Below are 20,270 nucleotides of genomic sequence, written 5' to 3' on the forward strand. Positions count from 1 at the left end.
GACCCACCCCGTTCCCCCTCCGCCCCACCCGCCCCGCCGGTGGCCCGAACGGGTGACGCGTGACGCGACGAACCGGCGGCCGCGCACCCCGCTCGGGGCACCCGACCGCCGGTCCGGCACGGCCCCCCTGCCGCGGACGGCAGGGGCCGCTCCCGCTCAGCGCAGGTCGAACTCGCCGTCCCGCGCGCCGAGCACGAACGCCGTCCACTCCGCCTCCGTGTACCGCAGCACCGTGCCGTGGTCCAGCGAGGAGCGCATGGCGACGGCCCCGCCCGGCAGATGGGCGATCTCGACCCGCTCCTCGTCCGGGCTGGTGCCGGGGGCGCCGATCCACTCGACGTCCGAGATGTCGAGGGCGTACAACTCGTCCTTCTCCTGCGCGCTCCCCATGGGGGTTCCTTTCGCTCACGGCCTGTCGGCGGACCATGTGTCCCGTGGCGCCGGGCAGTTGGGCCCGCCCCGCGCCACCAGGAGAAATACTAGGGAAACGGCCCCCGCGCGGGGGCGGCTTCGGCCGATCGCGGACCGGCGGCCGGCCGGTCGCCCGCGCCCGTCCGGAGTTCAGTCCATGCGGCGGGCGGTGCCGAGCAGGCCCGACTCCGCGTCCGTGGCGTTGGTGATGACCCAGTGCCGCTCACTGCCCGCGCACCACAGTGTCACGCCGTCCGCGAGCGTCGGCAGGGCGTCCACCTCGGTCTGCGTCAGCCCCAGGATCCGGCCGGTCTGCTGGGCCTCCTGCGGCGAGACCCGCTGGATGCCGACGAGCGTGGCCGCGCGCATCAGGCGCGGTGCGACCGGGCTGAGGTACGGCAGCAGGGTCAGCACCGACTGCCACGGCGAGGAGACGACCCGCCCGCGCGGCGGCCGCATGCCGCAGTCCCGCACCACCACGGCCGGGCTGCCGACGGTCGCGCCCAGCGGCGGCACCCGGCCCACGTCGTGGAGCGTGATGCACTCAAGGCCCGCGCCCGCCGCCTGCGCCAGACCCACCCACGCGTGCGGGCGGCCGGTCTCCACCACGACCCGGGACCCGGTGGCGGCCGCGCGCAGCGCCAGCACCTGCGCCGTCCACAGACCGCCGATCAGCAGGACGTCGTACGGCGTCGAGCGGTGGAAGCCCACCAGCTGCGAGCGGCCCTCGGCGTCCTCGCCGATCACCACGCCGTCGTCGCCCACCGGGAGGGAGAGCGCGCCGAGCTCGGCCGTCGGGACGGTGTGCCCCGCGTGCCGCGGGCCGAGCAGACCGCGCAGCCCCTTCACCGCTCCGCCGCGGACCGTCATCGCGCACCCCCGAGAGGCATCGTCGCCAGCACGCCCGGCAGCTGCTCGCGGTCCAGCCGCAGCAGGCCGACCTTCGCCGTGCGCGCCGCCTGCTCCAGCGTCCGGCGGACCCGGACGAGTTCGTTGTCGGAGCCGCCGGTGACCCGGACGTGGCCGCCGACCTCCATCGCGCCCTGACGGTTCCCGCGCCGGACGGTGAGGCTGAACGTCGTCGCGTACGCGGGCACCGACGTCAGCAGCGACACCAGCCGCGGCAGCGGGGCCGCGCCCCGGCCGAGCTCGGGCCAGCGCCCGATCGCGTACGTGGTGTGCCAGCGGTCGTCGCACCGCCAGACCCGGGACGTCTCGGCGGTCCGCCGCTGCGGGGCGGCACCGGCCCGGCCGGCCCGCGCGGCCGCGTGCGGGCTCGTGCAGGCAGCCGTCGCGATCGCCGAGTTGACCTCCTCCTGGTCCAGCACGACCGCCTGGAAACCCGCGCCGGTGATGCGGCTCGCCAGATGGTCCGCGATCCGCACCAGACAGCGCTGCGCGCCCTCCAGGCCGCCGCCGCGCGCCGCGACCGCCTCCTTGCAGCGCTCCGGGTCCAGCTTCACCGCCACCCACGTCAGCCGCAGCGCGGGCGCGCCGGTCCGCTCCTGGAGGGGGGTGTACGAGAGCCGGGCCACCGACTGCTGGGGGAGGTGCGGCGCCGGGGCGGGCCGCACCTGCTGCACCAGCTGGACCGACTCGACCACGATGTCGTCGACCTCCAGCGCGTCGCCGAGCAGCGTCATCGGGAAGGCGCGGGCGCCGAAGACCGGCCGCAGCGCGGAACCGGCCGCCTCGACGCGCAGCACGGCCGTCAGGAAGGAGCCGTCGCCCAGCATGCCCACCGTGCGGTGGTTGCGGTCGACGTACGGCTGCGCGCCGAAGCCCCGCACGCTCTCGGTCACCGGGGCGAGCGACGGGTCCGCGTCCGGCGCGGAGGGCTCGGTGTCACGCCGGCGCGACCGCAGCGCCAGCGCCGTCCCCATCCAGTCCTGCACGGCCTGGCCGCGGCGCCGTATCACCGCGAGGAGCACGAGGACACCGGCGGCGACACACGTCGGGACCAGCCAGAGACCGCCCAGCACGAAGCCGACGGCCACCAGGGCCAGCGCCGCCTCCACCAGCACCAGCTGACGCAGCTGCACCGGACCGATCCGCCCGGAGCGCGACAGCGGCCGCAGCGTCGTCGTCGCGGGGACGGCCCCCGGACCCCCCTGGGCCGGCGCTCCGGCGGGCGCCCCCGCGCCCCCGTTGCTGCGTTGCCGTCGGGAAGATTGAGGCGCCCGGCCGCTGGTCCGCCGCCCGTCGCGCGCACGCGTCGCCGTACCCATCGCCGCGTTGCCCCCTCGTGTCCGTAATAGCCGAATTCCCTTGGGCGTTGACCGGGCGATCACCCTACCTGAGCGGTGAGACACGGGTGCCGCCAGGCATAGTAGGGGGCGGCGGGACGGCGGACGGACCCGCCGAGTGTGGCAACCTGGTCGGCCGGCGGGGAGAGGGACGACACTTCAGATGGCATCACGACGGGACGAACTGAACGCCTACACCTTCGCGAAGCGGAGATTGGTCGCGCAGTTCGTGCAGCCGAACTCGACGGGCTCCGAGGAGGGCGCGCCGCGCCCGCTGCGCGCGGTGGTGCCGGGCGCCATCGTCGGCGTGGTCATCCTCGCCGGCTTCGGAGCCTGGGGCATGTTCAAACCCGTCGCCCCCAAGGACTGGGACAAGCCCGGCCAGAACGTGATCATCGCCGACAAGTCGACCACCCGGTACGTGGTCCTCAAGACCGGCGACAAGACCCAGCTCCACCCCGTCCTCAACATGTCGTCGGCCAAGCTCCTCCTCGACCCCGACAAGGACAAGATCATCACGGTCGCCGAGTCGGTCCTCGACAGCGGCAAGATCCCGCACGGCGCCACCCTCGGCATCCCGTACGCCCCCGACCGCCTCCCCGAGAAGGGGGAGGCCGGCGCCGCCAAGCGCTGGGCCGTCTGCGAGCGCCCCGGCGAGGGCGGCCGGGCCATCCAGAAGGCCGCCTTCGTCCTCGCCGCCCGCGAGGAGGCCAAGACCGACGGCCCCGAACGGCTGACCGGCGGCCAGCTCCTGTACGTCGAGGGCCCCGACCGCACCCGCTACGTGGTCGACGCGCAGGGGACCGCGTACCCCGTCGAGAAGGACGAGCTGCTGCTCCGCCAGCTCGTCGGCCAGGGCCGCCCCGCCCAGCGCGTCTCCGAGGCGTGGCTGAACACCCTCCACAAGGGCGACACCATCTCCTTCCCCGTCGTCCCCGGCGAGCCCGGCGCCGCCGCCGCCGTCAACGGCCTGGCGCCCGAGTTCGGCAAGGTCGGCATGGTCCTCTCCGCGACCGACGGCACCAGGAAGCAGATGTACGTCGTCCTCCAGGACCGCGTCGCCCCCGTCTCCGACTTCACCGCCAAGCTGCTGCTCAACAGCCGTCAGCTCGTCGAACTCGGCCAGAACGGCCAGGCCGCCGGCGTCAGCGGCGGCGCCTTCCTGTCGCCGGGCGACGCCTTCGGCGCCGACAAGAAGTGGCCGACGGCCGCCCCCGTGCCCGTCAACGAGGCGGGCACCGGCGAAGGCAGCCGCAACACCGTCTGCAACGTGCTCCGCGCGGTCGACGAGGACAACGGCAGGACCACCCTCAGCACCTGGGCGGGCAAGGACTTCCCCGCCACCCTGCCGACCGGCTCCAGCAGCGCGTACGTCACCCCCGGATCGGGCCAGCTCTTCCGCCAGTTCAAGGGCTCCACGACCACCAGCGGCTTCCTCTTCCTCGTCACCGACACCGGCCTGCGCTACGCGATGCAGTCCAACGGCGACACGGCCACCGACGACTCCGGCATCGGCTCCTCCGGCTCGGAGGAGGAGAAGCAGGCCCGCCAGGCGGAGGCGCAGCAGGCGCAGAACCGCCTCGGCTACAAGGACGTCACCCCGCTGCCCATCCCCGCCGAGTGGTCCACCTTCCTGCCCACCGGCCCCCGCCTCTCCACCGGCGGCGCCCGCCAGCCGCAGGGCTCATGAGGACGCCCCCGCGCCGGCCCCGGCGCCTCCCGCTCGTCGCCGCCGCGACGACGCTCTGCGCCCTCGGCCTGCCGCTCGCCACCGCCTCCCCGGCGGCCGCGGACGACGGCGGCCAGTGCACGTACCCGAACAAGAAGTACGAGGGCCGCCCCTGGTCCCTCCAGCGCGTCCAACTCGACGAACTCTGGGCCCAGTCCACCGGCAAGAACGTCCGCGTCGCCGTCATCGACACCGGCGTCGACACCCGGAACCCCCAGCTGACCAAGGCCGTCGACGCCAAGAGCGGGATCAACCTGATCCCGAAGGACGCCAAGGACGCCAACGGCTACAAGCTGAAGCGCGGCAAGGAGAACGGCACCACCGACACCGTCGGCCACGGCACCAAGGTGGCCGGCATCATCGCCGCCCGCCCCGCCAAGGGCACCGGCTTCGTCGGCCTCGCCCCGGACGCCACGATCATCCCCATCCAGCAGAACGACGCCGACGGCAACGGCACCGCGGTGACGCTCGCGACGGCGATCCGCCACGCCATCGCCAAGAAGGCGAACGTGATCAACATCTCCCAGGACACCGCGAACGCGGTGAAACCCACCCCCCTCCTGGAACAGGCCGTCCAGGCCGCGCTGGACGCGGACATCGTCGTCGTCGCCTCGGCCGGCAACGACGGCCTGGGCGGCAACGTCAAGGCCACCTACCCCGCCTCGTACAAGGGCGTCCTCGCCGTCGCGGCCTCGGACCGCAACAACGAACGCGCCCAGTTCTCCCAGTCCGGCGACTTCGTCGGCGTCGCCGCCCCCGGCGTCGACATGGTCTCCACCGTCCCCGGCGGCGGCCACTGCGCCGACAACGGCACCAGCTTCTCCGCCCCGTACGTCGCCGGACTCGCCGCCCTCATCAAGAGCGCGCACATGGACTGGACGCAGGAGCAGATCGTCGCCCAGATCCAGCAGACCGCCGAACGCTCCGTCGCCGGCCACGACCGCCTCGTCGGCTGGGGCGTCGTCGACCCCGTCAGAGCCCTCACCGAGGACGACAGGCCCATCGAGAAGCCCGTCGCCGACGAAGGCGTCACCCGCGCCGAGGCCCCCACCCCCGCCGCCGTCCACCTCGGCGAGACCCCGGAACAGCGCGCCGCCCGCCTCGCGACCTACATCGTCGTCAGCGGCGGCGTCCTCGTCGCGGCGATCGCGGGCTCAGCGGTCGCGGTACGGGACCACCGCAGACGGCGGGCCGCGGTGGCGGCGGGCCGGTGATCATTGCAGACGCACACGGCTGATAGCGTCGATCATGACAAACGAACTGTAGAAGTCTCGTGACGAACAAGAGACTTGGGCCTGTCAGTCGCAATCACTAGAGTGGTACGCGCGTGATCGGTGGATGGCGAGTCGCCACGATCGCAATGCAGGACAGCAGGAGCAAACGGGGAGGATTGGCTCGTGTTCGAGGTAACGGGTGACGGGGGCGGGTGCGACAGTGAGTAACCTTGAGCTCGGCGTCGGCGAACTGAAGAAGTTCCGTGACCGGATCGACGGAGTCATCAAGGACCTGGAGGGCGGCGCCGGCGGCGCCGCCAAGCTGGGCCAGAACCGCGTGACACGCGGCTCGCTCGGCACCGGGAAGATCGCCTTCGCCGAGGCCGACGGCTTCTTCACGGAGTACGAGCGTGTCCACAGCTCGCTCGTCGCCCTGTCGAAGTCCCTCAGCGGCCAGATCGAACTCCTCCAGATCGGCGTCCACGCGGCCGACGTCGGCTACCAGAACGTGGAGGACGAGCAGCGACGCCGCTTCCATGAGATCCGCGCCCGCCTCAGCGAGGAACGCGCCGAGGCCATCAGGCGCGAGGAGCTGGAGCGGAGCAAGAAGCCGGAGCAGCCCGCGCAGGAGAGCCAGAGCTCCGGCAACGTCGCGAAGAACATGAGGTGACGACTGATGAGTGACGAGAAGAATCCGAGCACGACTCAGCAGCCGAACCTGACGCCCCAGGAGCAGGCGCAGGCGAAGGACACCGCGAACATCCACGCGGTCTACGCCACGACGAACGTCCTGGAGAAGCTGGACGAGGTCTTCCCCTTCGGCTTCGGCTCCAAGGGCAGCGTCTTCGGCTCCACCTCCTTCGAGAACGCCCGCCTCAACGACATGCTCGACCTCCTCGACAGCGCCAACCCCTCCGACCTGGAGCAGGCCGGCGAGGCGCTGGAGGCGGCGACGAAGTCCCTCAACGCGGCCGCCAAGGAACTGAACACCTTCATCGGCAGCGTCGAGTGGAAGGGCGAGGCGGCCGTCGAGTTCCAGCGGTACGGCTCCGAGGTCGTCACCTACGCCTGGGACATCGGCAAGGTCGCCAACGCGGCCGGCTCCCAGATGAAGGTCGCCAGCACCGGCCTGACCTCGGTCCGCAACGCGAAGCCGCCGCGCGACACCCGCGCCGACCAGAGGAAGCCCACCGAATTCTCGGAGCTGGAGAAGACCGAGAAGAAGGAGGAGTACCAGAAGGCCGTCCAGGTGGAGAAGGACCGCCAGGAGGCCATCAACCAGATGAACCGCCTGGCGTCGTTCTACGCGGTCTCGCAGAGCACGCTGGCGGGGCAGGAGATGCCGAAGCCGCCGGAGTCGTACAAGGCGGCGGTTCCAAGGCCCCGCGGAGACGTCTTCGGACCTGGTGGATCCGGGGACTCGGGTTCCAGCTCTTCCCGTGACGGTCTGGCGAGGGAATCCTCCGGACACATCAGCTCCGTTGAGGACCGCACCACTCCGACGATGCCGCGCACCGGCGGGGAACTTGACGGATCCGACCCGATCCGCGAGAAGCCGTCGGACGACACGAGGGTCCAGATCGACACGGTCCGGACGCCCCCGCCGCCCACGATCGCCAACACCCCGCCCACCCCCACGGCACCCACCAACACTGCGCCCCCGACCGGGCCGGGCATGCCTCCGCCGCTCACGCTCGGCACCCCGCCGCGCGCCGGCGGACCCAAGATCACCGGCAACCCGGGTGGGCCGCGTACCGCCACCGGCCGGACCGGCGTCAGCCGTCCGGTCGGACCGACGACCCAGCCGGCCGTCGGCCGCGCCGGCGGCCCGAAGGGCCCGCAGGCGATGGGCCGTACAGCGGGACCCACGAGCGCCCCCGCGGTGGGCAGGCCGGGCAACCCGACGGGTTCGCCGGCGGTGGGCCGTACCGGTGGCCCGACGAGTTCCCCGACGACTGGTCGCACCAGCGGCCCCATGGGCCGCGCCGGCGGTCCGTCGGCGACGCCACAGGTCGGTCGTGCCGGACAGCCTGTCACAGGGCGTACGGCCGGCGGCAAGGCCAACCCCATCGTGGGCGGCACCCCGCAGCGCACCACCGGCGGGAGCACCGGATCCCGGATCCCGAGGGGCACCGTCGTCGGTAGCGAGGGCGCGGCCGCAGGCCGTACGGGGGCGCGTCCCAGCCAGGCCGGCGTGGTCGGCGGCAACAACGCCAAGGCGACGCCGCGCCCTGCCGGACGAGGCACCCCCAGCTCCAACGGAGTGGTCGGGACGCCCCGTGGCATGGGCGGCCGTGCCAACCAGCGCCCGGCCCGTGAGGAAGAGGAGCGCGAGGGCTCGACGCGTCCCGACTACCTGACGGAAGACGAAGAGACCTGGAACAACCGTCGGCGCGGTGCCGTGCCGCCGGTGATCGACTAACCACCCCGGAAGGCTCGGAAGTCAGGATGACGGCAGGAATGATCGAGGGCGGCAGGCTCCGCCGAGCGTTGCTCGGCACCACGGCGTCTGTGGTGCTGGCGACAGCGCTCGTCGGGGTCGCTCCGACGGCAGTCGCTGCCGATGCGCGGTCGCAGCAGTGGTACCTGGATGCCATGGGCGCCGAGGACATCTGGAAGAAGACGACCGGCGCAGGCATCACGGTCGCCGTGATCGACACCGGAGTCGACCCGGACCGACCTTCGCTCAAGGGCAAGGTCCTCAAGGGCTGGGACGCTGCCGAGGCCGAGGGTGACGAGACGGATGACTACGACGGCCACGGCACAACCATCGCGGAGGTCATCGTCGGCTCCGGGGCGCAAGGCGGTCTCAGGGGGCTCGCACCGGACGCAAAAGTGATTCCCTACCGGGTGAGTAACACCGAGCTGCAGAACGAGCAGGCCGTCAACGCCTTCGACGTGGAAGAAGCGATCAAGATCGCGGCTGACAGCGAAGCGCAGATCATCAACATCTCCATGGCCAGCGACTACTACAGCGAAGAGGAACGGGAAGCCCTGCAATACGCCCAGAAGAAGGGCAAGCTGGTCTTCGCCGGTGCGGGCAACAACGCCAAGAAGGGCAACAAGAAGCAGTACCCGGCGAGCTATCCCGAAGTCGTCGCTGTCGCGGCAACCACTCGTGACGGCGTCGTGGCCGACTACTCGCAGCATGGCGAAGCCATCGACCTCGCCGCACCGGGCAGTCAGATTCCCGGGTACTGCGACAAGAGCCTCTCAAAGTACTGCCTGAGCGACGGCACCAGTTTTTCCTCAGCCCTCGCCTCCGCCACTGCCGCCCTCATCTGGTCCGCGCACCCCGACTGGACCGGAAACCAGGTCCTTCGCGCGATGTTCGAGTCCGCGGGTCGCGGCGACGACTGGAAGCCGGGCACGGTCAGCACCAAGGCCGGTCACGGCGTCATCCGCCCCAATGCCCATATCAACCGCGGCATCGGCAACCCGGGCGACCCGAACATCAGCCCCCTGACCAACGAGCCCACGGGCGGCGCCGCCGCAGGCAGCGCCACCCCCTCCACGGCCCCCTCGGCCACCACCTCCGAGGGCGCCTCGACCGCCCCCTCCGCAACAGCTTCGACACAAGCCCCCGACGGCAAGCCGACGTCCGGCTCCGCTGTGGCAGGCTCCACCGAGAGCGCGGCGAGCGCGGAGGACGGCGGCGGTAAGACGGGGATCATCATCGGCGCGGTCGCGGCCGTGGTCGTCCTCGCGGGCGTGGGCGTCGTGATCGCCCGGAAGCGCTGCACGGCCTGACCTCCGGCCGGCGAACGCTCCGGCCCCAGCCCCACACATACCGAACTGCGCGCCGCGAACGGGCGGACGCAGCCTCGTTGAGAGAGAACCCGAGAAAGGGAGAGCGACACATGTCAGTCTTGAAGGTTGGCGATCAGAGTCTCAAGGATTTCCAGGACGAGCTCACCCGCAAGTTCGATGACGTGAAGGGCCAGCTCTCGGCTCTCCAGGGCGTCATCGACAGCCTCGAAGGCCGCTGGAAGGGCATCGGCGCCGGCGCGTTCGACGCCAAGCAGACCGAGATCAACCAGGGCATGGTGCGGATCGCCAAGCTGATGCTGAACTTCCAGGAGGCCATCCAGGTCACCCGGACCACGTCCAGCAACACCGACGACGAGGTCGAGGCGGCCCTGCGCGGCGTCGACGTGACCGCGGGCTTCTCCGGCGACGCGGGTGCCGAGAAGGCCGCCCGTTCGGGCATCGCCGGCCTCTGACCTCCGGTCGGAGCCCCCGCACCAACCCCACCTGAACGACACCACCGAAAAACGGAGGGAACATGGCTGCCAACGACGGCATCATGCTCGTCACGTACGCGTCGCTCGACGACGCGGCGAACCAGATCGACGCGCAGGCGAAGCGTCTGGACGAGGCCCTGGAGGCCATCCAGACGAAGATCCGCTCGGTCTCCAGCACCTGGGAGGGTGAGGCGAAGACCGCCGCGGACGGCGCTCACGCGAAGTGGGACCAGGAGACGCGGGCGATCCACAACGCCCTGCAGAGCATCTCCAAGGCCGTCCGCCAGGCCGCCCCGGCCTACCAGGCGGGCGACAAGCGCGCCGCGGGCTACTTCTAAAGCGAAGCCGTACGACGGCAACAGGGTGGGCGTGCACGGGAGGCGCCCACCCTGTCGCGTGCTCCGGACCCCGCGGCCCCGCCCTACTCGCGTACACGCGTGCTTCTGCTGGGCCACGGGGTACCGGCTGGCAGCCCCTCAGGCTGCGCAAGTACGCAGCCTGTCCCGCATCCACTTCCGCTGCTACTTCTGCACGCACTCGGGCGAGGCCGACAGGGCCTTCGCGTACGCCTGGATGAGCTTCTCCATGGCTGCTTCGTCGGGGCGGCCGTAGTCCGAGATGTAGATCTGGGCGAAGAGGTCGTTCTCGGTCTTGCGGCGGGGGACGCTGGGTTCAGGGCACGTGACGCGGCTGACGCCACCCTTGTCGGCGTAGGTGTACGTTCCGTCGTCGCTCACGTGCTCGTCGAGCCTGACGCCCCATTGGGACCCGGCCACCCTCGTCACTCGCGTGCCCTTGTCCCACCATTCCCACCTGGCGCTCAGGGCACTGTTGCCGTTCACCGAGACCGTGCACCTGAAGTAGCCGTTTCCGACTTTCTGCTCCTCCGTGATCTTCTCGCCGCTCGCGGGAAGAACGGGTGACAGCAGCTCGGCGGGGATCGGTGTGCCGCACAGGGAGTCCGGGACTTCGAAGGCTCGCTTCTCCTCCTCCGGTTGGGTGCACCCGGAGACGAGGAGGGCGAGTGCGACGGCGACCACGGCCTTTGCGTGCTTCATCACGTGCTTTCTGGTCGGTGGCAGAGGGGCCGCGCCCCAAGGCGGCGCGGCCCCGAGGGGGAGGGCCATCAGCCCGGCTGGATCTCGGTCTCCAGTTCGTCGGCCATGTGACGGGCATTGTCCGAGGCGTCGCTGAAGCCGTTCTCGCCTCCGCGCTTGGCCCAGTCCGCGACCTGGTCCGCGTACGGCAGGTTGTGGGCCTTCGCCGCCTCCTGGGCCGCCAGCTGGTTCATGTCGAAGGTCGATTCCCTGCTCTGCTGCCACAGGTCGCCCGCCTTCTTGCCCGCGTCCTTCAGCACGTCCGTCTCGGCCTGCTGGAAGATGTGTTCCAGGACCACCGAGCTGACCGTGCCGGCGACACCGCTGGCGATCGCTCCGCCGACCGGGGTCGCGACGAAGCTGACGCCGACGCCGATGCCCGTGCCGATCGCTCCGGACCAGGCGTTCTTCTGCTGCGCCACGGAGTCCGCGAAGTCCTTGGCCTCCTTGGCCGCCGGGCCGACGATCGCCTCCTGCCGGCCTACCGCCAGGGTGCCGCTGATCTCGGCCGACTTGCGTGAGATGTCCTCGATCGTGGTCTGCGGCGACTGCGGGTACCGCTGGTCCTCCGGCGTGTTCGGGTTCAGGTGGTAGTCCATCAGGCCGCCCAGGTACGCGGCCTGGCCGACCTCGACTGCCGCGTTGGCCTTGGGATCCTGACCCAACGTGACCAGGAGCCGGGTGACGTCGGAGTGCTCCAGCTCCGCCGGCGTACCCGCGATCGGAAACAACTTGTCGGTGTTGCCGCGGCTGTCGTCGGACATCGCCCGGTTGATGTCCGGCAGGTACTCGGAGGTGATCTGGCCGATGCTGTCCGACATGTAGCTGTGCTTGGTCAGCCGCTCCGGATCGTCCGAGACCGAGGCGACAAGCCGCTGCATGAGCTCCGCCTGGTCCTTGTTGTGCGGTGGGGTCTCCTCCGTGGGCATCTGGCCGGCGGGGTGCCCGGTGGTCGCCGCCTCCAGGGCCATCGCGAGGTTGTTGCGGCCCTCGGTGCTGTCCTTGCCCTTGTCGTTGGTCTCCTGCGGCCAGTCGCGCTCTTCGAAGAGGTAGTCGAAGTTGGTCAGCGCGCGCTTCTCCTTCTTGCCGTCCTCTTCCTTGAAGTCGTGGTCCTCGTCCTTCGTGACGAAGTCCGCGTTGAAGAAGTCCGTGGCCGCGTCCGGGCTGTTGGACAACGCCGCCAGGAAGCCGGTCATGGGGTCGTTGCCGGAGTCGGTGCCCGTGTGGTTCAGGTTCGGGTCCATGCCCATGCGCTGCCACATCATGGAGACGTGCTGCCCGTTGTGCGTGTACTTCTTCTCGGCGTCGATCAGCTTTGTGCCGTAGTCCTTGAGGAACTGGTCGTCGTAGTTGCCCCAGCGCATCAGGTTGCTCATCACCTGGAAGCCCTGGCTGACGCTGTTCTTGCCGACCGGCTGATCCCCCAGGTTGACCATCTCGTACTTCCAGCGCGACATCTCGGGCGTGTCCGCCTGCGTCGCGGCGGCGAGGGTCAGGCTCAGGTTCTTCTGGAGCTCGCCGAACTGCTTGTGCCGATCGTGGTTCAGCTCGGGGTGCTCGTAGGGCTGGCTGAGACCCGCCCAGAAGTCGAGGGTCTTCCTGGGGCCGAGCGTGGTGGCGAAGTGCTCGGCGAAGATCGGATCGGTGGCGTACTTCTTCAGGCCCGCGTTGAGCGCGTCGAAGTCGGCCGTCGTCAGGTCTTCGGGCTTCTTGCCCGCGATGGCCGCCAGCTTCTCGGCCTCCTTGACCGCGTTGACCGCCGAGTCGCGGTCGCCGTACTTCGCGTCCGAGAAGCCGTGGTCGGTGAGGTCGACGAGTGCCTTCAGGGCCGTGGCGGCGCTGTTGTCGATCTCGGTCGCCGTGTTCAGGATGCCCTGGAGCTCCTTCGCCAGCGCGTCGACGTCGGCCTGGCCGTTCGGCGCCTTCTTGTCGGGGTTCTCGGTGACCGTGAATCCTCCGCCCTTCACGGTGACGGTGAGGTTCTTCCCCCGGCCGCGTTCCATCGCGTCCTTCAACAGGCGCTGCTGGGCCTTCAGCTCGTCCCGGGTGTCCTGCATGATGTTCCGGATCGACGTCGCCTGGGTGACGGCGTCACCGAACTCGCCCGCGGTCTTGCCCACGAACTCGCGCGAGATCACGGCGTTGTCGCCGGCCCAGTCGGCCGTGAGCGCCTTCTTGTGCAGTCCGTCGTGCGCGTCCTTCTTCAGTGCCTCCAGCTTGCTCAGCATGCTCGTCCAGTCGCCGACCGTGTCGTCGAGCAGCTTGAAGTTCGCCGAATGCAGTGCTTCGAAGTCCATCAGTCGATCCCCGTCCTCAGTCCTTCTCGGACTTCGTGTCCGGCTTGTAGATCTCGTTGGGCTTGCCGGCCTTGGCCCAGTCGTCGTCGAAGCCCGCGTCGAGGGTCTGGATGCTGCTCACGTGCCGCTCGATGAAGATCTCGTCGCCCGCGTGCGCGTTCTGCGTGAAGTCCATGTGGTTGGAGATCAGCGCGCAGGCGTCCATCACCGACCCCAGTTGTTTGTCCCACCGCAGTGACACGTGCGACAGCGCCCCGCCGAGCGCGAACCCCTGCGAGCTGAGGTCGGACGCCGTCGAGTCCGTCGAAGGGACCCGCGCCTCCTTCCACAGCCGGTTGTACAGCTTGAACGCCTCGTTCCCGATCGCGGCCAGATCCTGCTGGCTCACTTTCAGGAACCCGCCCGACGCGCTGCCGGCGTTCGGACGGTCCTCGGGCGGCAGCCCGTTCAGCTGCATCCGTGCCGATTCCCGGTCGGCTGCCGACGACTTCAGCTGTTCCCACTCGTCCCATGCCATGGACGTCACCTCTCTTGGCCTTGCAGAGCTCTTGCGAAGCGATCAGGCGCAGGGCGCCCGGTACGGTGACTCGCGCCGTGCGCCGTGGATCTTCACCCGCCCCATGTCCTCTGTGAGGGTGTGCTCGGGTCTGCCGGACACCGGGGACTCCCTCGACGGGTTTCCCCGGTGTCCGCTGCCGTCACGGCCCCCGCCCCTACAGCTCCGGCATCCGCCCCGTCTGCACCAGCGGGTTTCCGCGCTGCCGCGAGACGAAGATGCCGCGGCCCGCCGGCATCGGGCGCATGCGGACGCCGCCGAGGACGTCGCCCTCCTGCGGGTCGCCGGAGAGGAGGACGCCCTGGGCGCCGAGCTCCATCATGCGCTGCATGAAGGACTCGTACGCCGAGCGGCTGGCGCCCGCCGCGCTGCGGGCGATGACGAAGCGGACGCCCACGTCGCGGGCGAACGGGAGGAGTTCCGTCAGCTTCGCCAGCGGGTTGCCGCTCGACGTGGAGACCAGGTCGTAGTCGTCGACGATCACGAACAGGTTCGGCCCCGACCACCAGCTGCGGTCGCGCAGCTGCTGCGCCGTGACGTCCGCCGACGGCGAGCGGCGGCGCATCAGGTCGGCGAGGGCGTCGACGTGGTGCTCCATGTTGTTGGACATGGGCACGTACTCGGCGAGGTGGCTCGCGGGCGTCACGTCGAGCAGCGCGCGCCGGTTGTCGATCACGAAGAACTTCGCCGCGGCCCCGTCGTACCGCTCCGAGATCTGCTTGATCATCAGCCGCAGCAGGTTCGACTTGCCCGACTCGCTCTCGCCGAACACCAGGAAGAACGGGTCGCGGTCGAAGTCGACGAAGACCGGCTCCAGGTTGTTCTCGTCGATGGCGAAGGCGACACCGCGCTGCGGCTCCGCGTAGCCCGCCGGCAGCGTGCGCGCGTCCAGCTCGCGCGGCAGCAGCCGCACCTCGGGCGCGCCCGGCGCCGTCCAGTGCCGGGTGACCTCCTGCGTCATCGCGGCCGTCGCCTCGGCGAGGTCGCTGTCCGAGCTGATGCCGTCGATGCGCGGGACGGCCGCCATGAAGTGCAGCTTCTCCGGCGTGAGACCGCGGCCGGGGACACCGGTCGGCACGTTGGCCGCGATCTTCCGGTCCAGCTCCGAGTCCATCGTGTCGCCGAGCCGCAGTTCGAGGCGGTTCATCAGGTGGTCCTTGAGGTTGGCCCGGACCTCCATGGACCGCGAGGCCGTGATGATCACGTGGATGCCGTAGCCCAGACCGCGGGCCGCGATGTCCACGACGGCCGGCTCGAGACCCTCGTACTCGGTGCGGAAGTTCCCCCAGCCGTCGATCACCAGGAAGACGTCGCCCCACGGCTGGTCGGTCACCGAGATGTCGCCCCGGGCCCGCAGCCGGCGGAAGGTGCCGATCGAGTCGATGCCCGCGCTGCGGAAGTACTCCTCGCGCCGCGACAGGATGCCGTACACCTCGGCGACCGTACGCCGGACCCGCTCGGGGTCGAGCCGGGAGGCGACCCCGCCGACGTGCGGCAGCCCGGCCACCGAGGCCATGCCGCCGCCACCGAAGTCGAGACCGTAGAACTGCACCTCGTGCGGGGTGTGGGTCAGCGCGAAGGCCGAGATCAGCGTCCGCAGCAGCGTCGACTTGCCGGACTGCGGACCGCCGATGATCTGCATGTGACCGGCCGCGCCGGAGAAGTCCCGGTAGAGCGTGTCACGGCGCTGCTCGTACGGCTTGTCGACGACACCCAGCGGTACGACGAGCCGGCCCGCCGCCTCGTAACCGGGCTGCGTCAGCCCCCGGCCCTCCACGCCCGCGAGCCCCGGCAGCACCGAGTCCAGCGCCGGCGGGTTGTCCAGCGGCGGCAGCCACACCTGGTGCGCCTCGACGCCGCGCCCCTCCAGCCGGCGCACGATCACGTCGAGCACCGAGTCGGCCAGCGCGTCGTCCTCGGCCTCCCGGGCCTCGGGGACCCGCGCCTGCTCCGCCGGCTCCAGATAGCGCACCGGCACCGGCGCCGCGGTGAACGGCACCGGCCGCCGGTCCACCGGCAGCGGCCCGCCCGGCGTCACCGCGTGCTGGTTGACGCGGTACGTGCCGGAGACGTACGCCGCCTTGAACCGCACCATCTCGTCGGTGCCGTACTTGAGGTAGCCGGAGCCCGGCACGTTCGGCAGCGAGTAGGCGTCGGGCACGCCGATGGCCGCCCGGGACTCCGCCGCCGAGAAGGTCCGCAGACCGATCCGGTAGGAGAGGTACGTCTCCAGGCCGCGCAGCCGGCCCTCCTCCAGGCGCTGCGAGGCCAGCAGCAGATGGACGCCGAGCGACCGGCCGATGCGGCCGATCTGCACGAACATCTCGATGAAGTCCGGCATCGCCGTCAGCAGCTCGGAGAACTCGTCGATGACGAGGACCAGCGACGGGATCGGCTGCAGCGGGGCGCCGGCCGCGCGCGCCTTCTCGTAGTCGTGGATGTTGGCGTAGTTGCCCGCGTCCCGCAGCATCTCCTGGCGCCGGTTCAGCTCACCGCGGATGGAGTCGCCCATCCGGTCCACCAGCGTCAGGTCGTCCGCCAGGTTGGTGATCACCGCGGCCACGTGCGGCATCTGCGACATGCCCGCGAAGGTGGCACCGCCCTTGAAGTCCGCGAGGACGAAGTTCAGCGTCTCCGAGGAGTGCGTCACCGCCAGACCCAGCACCAGCGTGCGCAGCAGCTCCGACTTGCCGGAACCGGTCGCGCCGACGCACAGGCCGTGCGGGCCCATGCCCTCCTGCGCGGCCTCCTTCAGGTCCAGCATCACCGGGACGCCGTCCTCGCCGACACCGATCGGCACCCGCAGCCGCTCCGACCGGGACCGCGGCCGCCAGGTGCGGCTCACGTCGATCGAGGCCGCGTCGCCGAGGTTCAGCAGGTCGGTGAAGTCCAGATTGGCGAGGAGCGGCTCGTCGTCGTCCGAACCGCTCGCCACCCGCAGCGGCGCCAGCTGCCGGGCCAGCGCCTCCGCCGCGTCCAGGCTCAGCGCGTCCGGGATGCCGTCGTACACGTGCCCGTGCCCCGACTCCAGCCGCAGCGCCCCGCCCTCCACGACCACCGACAGGTCACCGCGGGCACCGGCGCCCCGGCCCTGCACGACCTCGATGATCGTCACGCCCTGGATGCCCTCCGGCGAGGCCAGCGCCGAGGTCTGCGGGATCGACTGCCCGTCGAGCACCACGACCAGGTGCGGGAAGTCGAGCAGCGGGTGGTTCGGGCCCTGGAAGCGGGGCCGCCCCTCCAGCCGGCCGGCCACCAGGTCCTCCAGCTCCCGCGCGTCCGTCGTCATCAGCCGCCGGCTGCCCGCGCCGTCGCCCGGGCCCGACGCCTGCACGTGCGGCAGCCACTTCGCCCACTCCCAGGCGGGGGCGGCGCCGTCGTCCGTGGCGACGACGACGACCAGGTCCTCGGGGGAGTGGAGCGCCGTGAGCGACCCCACCATGGCGCGCGTCGTCGCACGGGCCGCCTCGGTGTCCCCGCTCACCGTCAGGTGGTAGAAGGCCCGCAGCGACACCGCCATGGGCAGGCCGTCCAGGGTGCCGTGCGCGGTGAGGAACTGCTGCATCGCCCCCGCGGTCAGCGGTTCCAGCTCGTCCACCGGCGCCGTCTCGGGCGCGATCAGCGGGGTCGCCAGCTGCTGGCTGCCCAGACCGACCCGGACCTGACCGAAGTCGCCGTCGCCGATGCGCCGCTCCCAGATCCGGCTGCCCTCGGCGACCAGCGCCCACAGCTGCTCCGGCGACGGGTGCAGATAGAACTGCGCGTCCCGCTGGAGGTGCGCCGTCCGCAGCACGGTCCGCCGCGTCTGTGTCAGGTACTTCAGGTAGTCGCGCCGCATGTCGGCGAGCTGCCCCTGCGTACCGCGCCGGTAGCGGACCAGCATCGCGATGGCCATGGCCACCGTCGACGCGATCATCACCATGCCCATGATCCGCATGATCGGGTTCGGCGTCATGAAGAAGAAGACGACCGAGCCGCCCATGCCGAGCATCGGCAGGAGCTGCATCAGGGCGCCCTCCTGCTGCCCGCGGGGCAGTTCCGGCGGAGGTTGCAACTGCACCTGCTCGTCAGGCACTTCGGACGGCAGAGCCCGCGGTGGACGCTTGACGACGATCTGGCTCACAGCTCACCAATTTCCGTTGCCGGACGGAAAGTTCCTCCAGACGCCCCCGTGGCGACGGGATCCATCCGCGGGGAGGGATCCTACTTTGGTGCGGGGTCACGGGTGGGCGGTAGGGTGGCCCGAAATATTTGCGTGGCCATGAACTATCGCAAAAATCGGGTCATTCGGAGCGCAATATCCGCGGCGCGGGGGCCACGGTCCACGAGCGGGTCCGCGGACCCGCGGCCGGACCCGCCGACCGGAGCACCAGGACCACCACGAGGGGAAGCAGCAGGTGAGTATGACGGCCCCAGCCACGGCCGGCGGAGCCGGCCAGTCGGCTCCCACCACCGTGTTCCACGGCGGCACCGGCTTCTGCCGGATCACCGTCGTCGCGCCCGACGGCCGCGTCGACGTCGCACTGCCCGAGGACGTCGCCCTCGCCGACCTCTACCCGGAGGTGCTCCGCCTCTCCGGCCAGACCCCGGCGCCCGGCGCCCCGGTCGGCTACCACCTGGTGCGCCGCGACGGCACCGTCCTCGACGGCAGCCGCTCCCTGTCGGCCCAGCGCATCCTCGACGGCGAGCTGCTGTCGCTGCGCCCCTTCGCCGAGTCGCTGCCGCCGGCCGTGTTCGACGACGTCTCCGACGCGGTCGCCTCCGCCGTCTCCAAGGACCGCACCCTGTGGTCCGACGCCCTGATGCGCGGCGCCGGCCTCTTCGGCGGGGCGACGCTCCTGGTCCTCCTCGCCTTCGTCCTGTGGACGGCCGAGCCCCGCCACGACATGCACGGCCTGGCCGGCATCCTGGCCGGTGTCACCGCCGTCCTGCTCCTCGCGCTCGCCGCCGTCCGCGCCCGCGTCTACGACGACCGCGGCTCCGCCGTCGCCCTCGGCACCGGCGCCATGACGAACGCCGCCGTCGCCGGCTCCGGCCTGCTCGCCCTCACCGAGGGCCAGGGCATCGGCAAGCTCCAGTTCCTGCTGGCCTGCACCGCCGTCCTCGTCTGCGCCGTGATCCTGACGATCGTCTCGCCCGGCGGGGACGGCCCCTTCGTCGCCTTCGCCTTCGCCTCCGCCGTCGGCATGCTGGTCGGCTTCGCCGCCATCCTCACCGAGCTCACCCCGGCCGAGACCGCCGCGGTCTGCGCCCCCTTCGCCGTCGGCGCGCTCGCCTTCCTGCCGGGCCTCTCCACCCGCTTCGCCCGGCTCCCCATCGGCTTCGAACCGCCCCGCACCACCGTCGGCGGATACGGCTCCGAGGCCGAGCCCCAGGGCCCCGTCGACGCCGTCCGCATCGCCGCCCAGGCCCGCCGCGGCCACGAACTCCTCGTCGGCCTCGTCGGCGGCTGCGCCCTCGTCGCCGTCGGCTCCGCCGCCGTCCTCGGCTTCTCCGACACCGTGTGGGGCCAGCTCCTCGCCCTCGCCACCGGCGTCGCCATGCTGATGCGCGCCCACCTCTTCCGCTACACCGCGCAGGTCGGCTGCGCCCTCGCGGCCGGCCTCGGCTCCCTCGTCCTGCTGGGCCTGGGCCTCGCCCTGAACCCGCCGACCGAGCTCCTCCTGGCGGCCCTGAAGGGCGACGGCACGGCCCTCGACATCCGTACGGTCTGGCTCTCCGCCGCCATCGCGGGCGTCGCCGCGCTGCTCACGGCCATCGGCCTGATCGTGCCGCGCAAGGGCGTCACCCCGTTCTGGGGCCGCTTCCTGGAGATCGCCGAGACCTTCGTGCTGCTCACGCTGCTGCCGCTCTGCCTCGCGGTCTTCGACGTCTACCACTCCATCCGGGCGCTCACCTCCTGAGCCGCCTGGTACGCTGTGTGACGGCCGTTTGTGTACGCACTCCCCGAAGCACTCAGCAGCACCCCGCCGATGCCCCGCATCGGCCCCGCCTCGGGGAGCAGCGACCATCGGACCCCGCTCCCGAGTCACGGAAGCTCCCCTGAGACGTAGACCAGGGGCACTCGTGGGCACGAAACCTGAGGAGAACCGCGTGGCTCTCGACGCCGCCGTCAAGAAGCAGATCATGGCCGACTTCGGCACCAAGGAGGGCGACACCGGCTCCCCCGAGGTCCAGGTCGCCATGCTGTCCCGCCGCATCTCGGACCTGACCGAGCACCTCAAGACCCACAAGCACGACCACCACTCCCGTCGTGGTCTGCTGATCCTGGTCGGCCAGCGCCGCCGCCTGCTGCAGTACCTGGCCAAGAAGGACATCCAGCGCTTCCGTACGCTGGTCGACCGCCTCGGCATCCGCCGCGGTGCGGCCGGCGGCGCCAAGTAAGACGCCGTGAAGGGAGCGGTTCCCACTTTCAGGGGGCCGCTCCCTTTGCTGTACGTGCGCGAAGTACCGACCGGCAATTACTCTGGTCGCAG

General features: G+C 71.1%; 16 protein-coding genes. 9 read left to right on the top strand and 7 right to left on the bottom strand.

What is annotated here, in order from left to right; genetic code table 11:
• Nucleotides 1-156: 156 nt before the first annotated feature.
• The 3 genes from IF73_RS0132705 to eccE form a co-directional block, all read right to left on the bottom strand.
• The gene (locus IF73_RS0132705; RefSeq protein ID WP_031014159.1) at nucleotides 157-390 is read right to left on the bottom strand and encodes a DUF397 domain-containing protein; all 234 of its coding nucleotides are present in this window, start codon (nucleotides 388-390) and stop codon (nucleotides 157-159) included.
• 171 nt (nucleotides 391-561) lie between these two features.
• Nucleotides 562-1,281, bottom strand: coding sequence for a hypothetical protein (locus tag IF73_RS0132710; RefSeq protein WP_031014161.1), 720 nt, complete (start codon nucleotides 1,279-1,281; stop codon nucleotides 562-564).
• Nucleotides 1,278-2,639: a type VII secretion protein EccE gene (eccE, locus tag IF73_RS0132715; RefSeq protein WP_031014162.1), complete on the bottom strand. Its 1,362-nt coding sequence runs from the start codon at nucleotides 2,637-2,639 to the stop codon at nucleotides 1,278-1,280. The genes IF73_RS0132710 and eccE overlap by 4 nt, the downstream gene beginning before the upstream one ends.
• 181 nt (nucleotides 2,640-2,820) lie before the next feature.
• On the opposite strand from eccE, the gene eccB reads away from it, so the two are divergent.
• From eccB to IF73_RS0132750, 7 genes are all read left to right on the top strand, one after another.
• Nucleotides 2,821-4,347 carry a type VII secretion protein EccB gene (gene eccB / locus IF73_RS0132720; RefSeq protein WP_031014163.1) on the top strand — a complete coding sequence of 509 codons (1,527 nt, stop codon included), beginning with the start codon at nucleotides 2,821-2,823 and terminating at the stop codon, nucleotides 4,345-4,347.
• Nucleotides 4,344-5,600, top strand: coding sequence for a type VII secretion-associated serine protease mycosin (gene mycP, locus IF73_RS0132725; protein WP_031014164.1), 1,257 nt, complete (start codon nucleotides 4,344-4,346; stop codon nucleotides 5,598-5,600). Before eccB ends, mycP begins: the two co-directional genes overlap by 4 nt.
• Before the next feature lie 220 nt (nucleotides 5,601-5,820).
• Nucleotides 5,821-6,270, top strand: a complete 450-nt coding sequence (locus IF73_RS38210; protein WP_037881246.1) for a hypothetical protein — start codon at nucleotides 5,821-5,823, stop codon at nucleotides 6,268-6,270.
• Nucleotides 6,271-6,276: 6 nt separating this feature from the next.
• Nucleotides 6,277-8,022: a hypothetical protein gene (locus IF73_RS41275; protein WP_031014166.1), complete on the top strand. Its 1,746-nt coding sequence runs from the start codon at nucleotides 6,277-6,279 to the stop codon at nucleotides 8,020-8,022.
• Between the two features lie 38 nt (nucleotides 8,023-8,060).
• Nucleotides 8,061-9,350 carry a S8 family serine peptidase gene (locus IF73_RS0132740; protein WP_234338409.1) on the top strand — a complete coding sequence of 430 codons (1,290 nt, stop codon included), beginning with the start codon at nucleotides 8,061-8,063 and terminating at the stop codon, nucleotides 9,348-9,350.
• A 110-nt stretch (nucleotides 9,351-9,460) separates the two neighbouring features.
• Nucleotides 9,461-9,823, top strand: coding sequence for a WXG100 family type VII secretion target (locus tag IF73_RS0132745; RefSeq protein ID WP_031014168.1), 363 nt, complete (start codon nucleotides 9,461-9,463; stop codon nucleotides 9,821-9,823).
• A gap of 62 nt (nucleotides 9,824-9,885) precedes the next feature.
• Nucleotides 9,886-10,182 (top strand): WXG100 family type VII secretion target, encoded by a 297-nt coding sequence (locus IF73_RS0132750; RefSeq protein ID WP_031014169.1) that lies wholly within the window; start codon nucleotides 9,886-9,888, stop codon nucleotides 10,180-10,182.
• A gap of 183 nt (nucleotides 10,183-10,365) precedes the next feature.
• On the opposite strand, the gene IF73_RS0132755 is transcribed toward IF73_RS0132750, so the two are convergent.
• The 4 genes from IF73_RS0132755 to eccCa form a co-directional block, all read right to left on the bottom strand.
• The gene (locus IF73_RS0132755; RefSeq protein WP_031014171.1) at nucleotides 10,366-10,902 is read right to left on the bottom strand and encodes a hypothetical protein; all 537 of its coding nucleotides are present in this window, start codon (nucleotides 10,900-10,902) and stop codon (nucleotides 10,366-10,368) included.
• A gap of 68 nt (nucleotides 10,903-10,970) precedes the next feature.
• Nucleotides 10,971-13,238 carry a DUF6571 family protein gene (locus tag IF73_RS0132760; protein WP_031014172.1) on the bottom strand — a complete coding sequence of 756 codons (2,268 nt, stop codon included), beginning with the start codon at nucleotides 13,236-13,238 and terminating at the stop codon, nucleotides 10,971-10,973.
• A gap of 16 nt (nucleotides 13,239-13,254) precedes the next feature.
• Nucleotides 13,255-13,755 carry a hypothetical protein gene (locus IF73_RS0132765; RefSeq protein ID WP_031014173.1) on the bottom strand — a complete coding sequence of 167 codons (501 nt, stop codon included), beginning with the start codon at nucleotides 13,753-13,755 and terminating at the stop codon, nucleotides 13,255-13,257.
• Nucleotides 13,756-13,951: 196 nt separating this feature from the next.
• Nucleotides 13,952-17,917 (bottom strand): type VII secretion protein EccCa, encoded by a 3,966-nt coding sequence (eccCa, locus tag IF73_RS0132770; RefSeq protein ID WP_031014174.1) that lies wholly within the window; start codon nucleotides 17,915-17,917, stop codon nucleotides 13,952-13,954.
• Nucleotides 17,918-18,197: 280 nt separating this feature from the next.
• Between eccCa and eccD the strand changes: the two genes are divergently transcribed.
• Both eccD and rpsO read left to right on the top strand, forming a co-directional pair.
• Nucleotides 18,198-19,697: a type VII secretion integral membrane protein EccD gene (eccD, locus tag IF73_RS0132775; RefSeq protein WP_031014175.1), complete on the top strand. Its 1,500-nt coding sequence runs from the start codon at nucleotides 18,198-18,200 to the stop codon at nucleotides 19,695-19,697.
• A 190-nt stretch (nucleotides 19,698-19,887) separates the two neighbouring features.
• A complete protein-coding gene (gene rpsO, locus IF73_RS0132780) occupies nucleotides 19,888-20,178 on the top strand; it encodes a 30S ribosomal protein S15 (protein WP_030753991.1) in 291 nt (96 codons plus the stop codon).
• The last annotated feature ends 92 nt before the right edge of the window (nucleotides 20,179-20,270 follow it).

The organism is Streptomyces sp. NRRL F-5727, assembly GCF_000719555.1.
Lineage (GTDB): Bacteria > Actinomycetota > Actinomycetes > Streptomycetales > Streptomycetaceae > Streptomyces.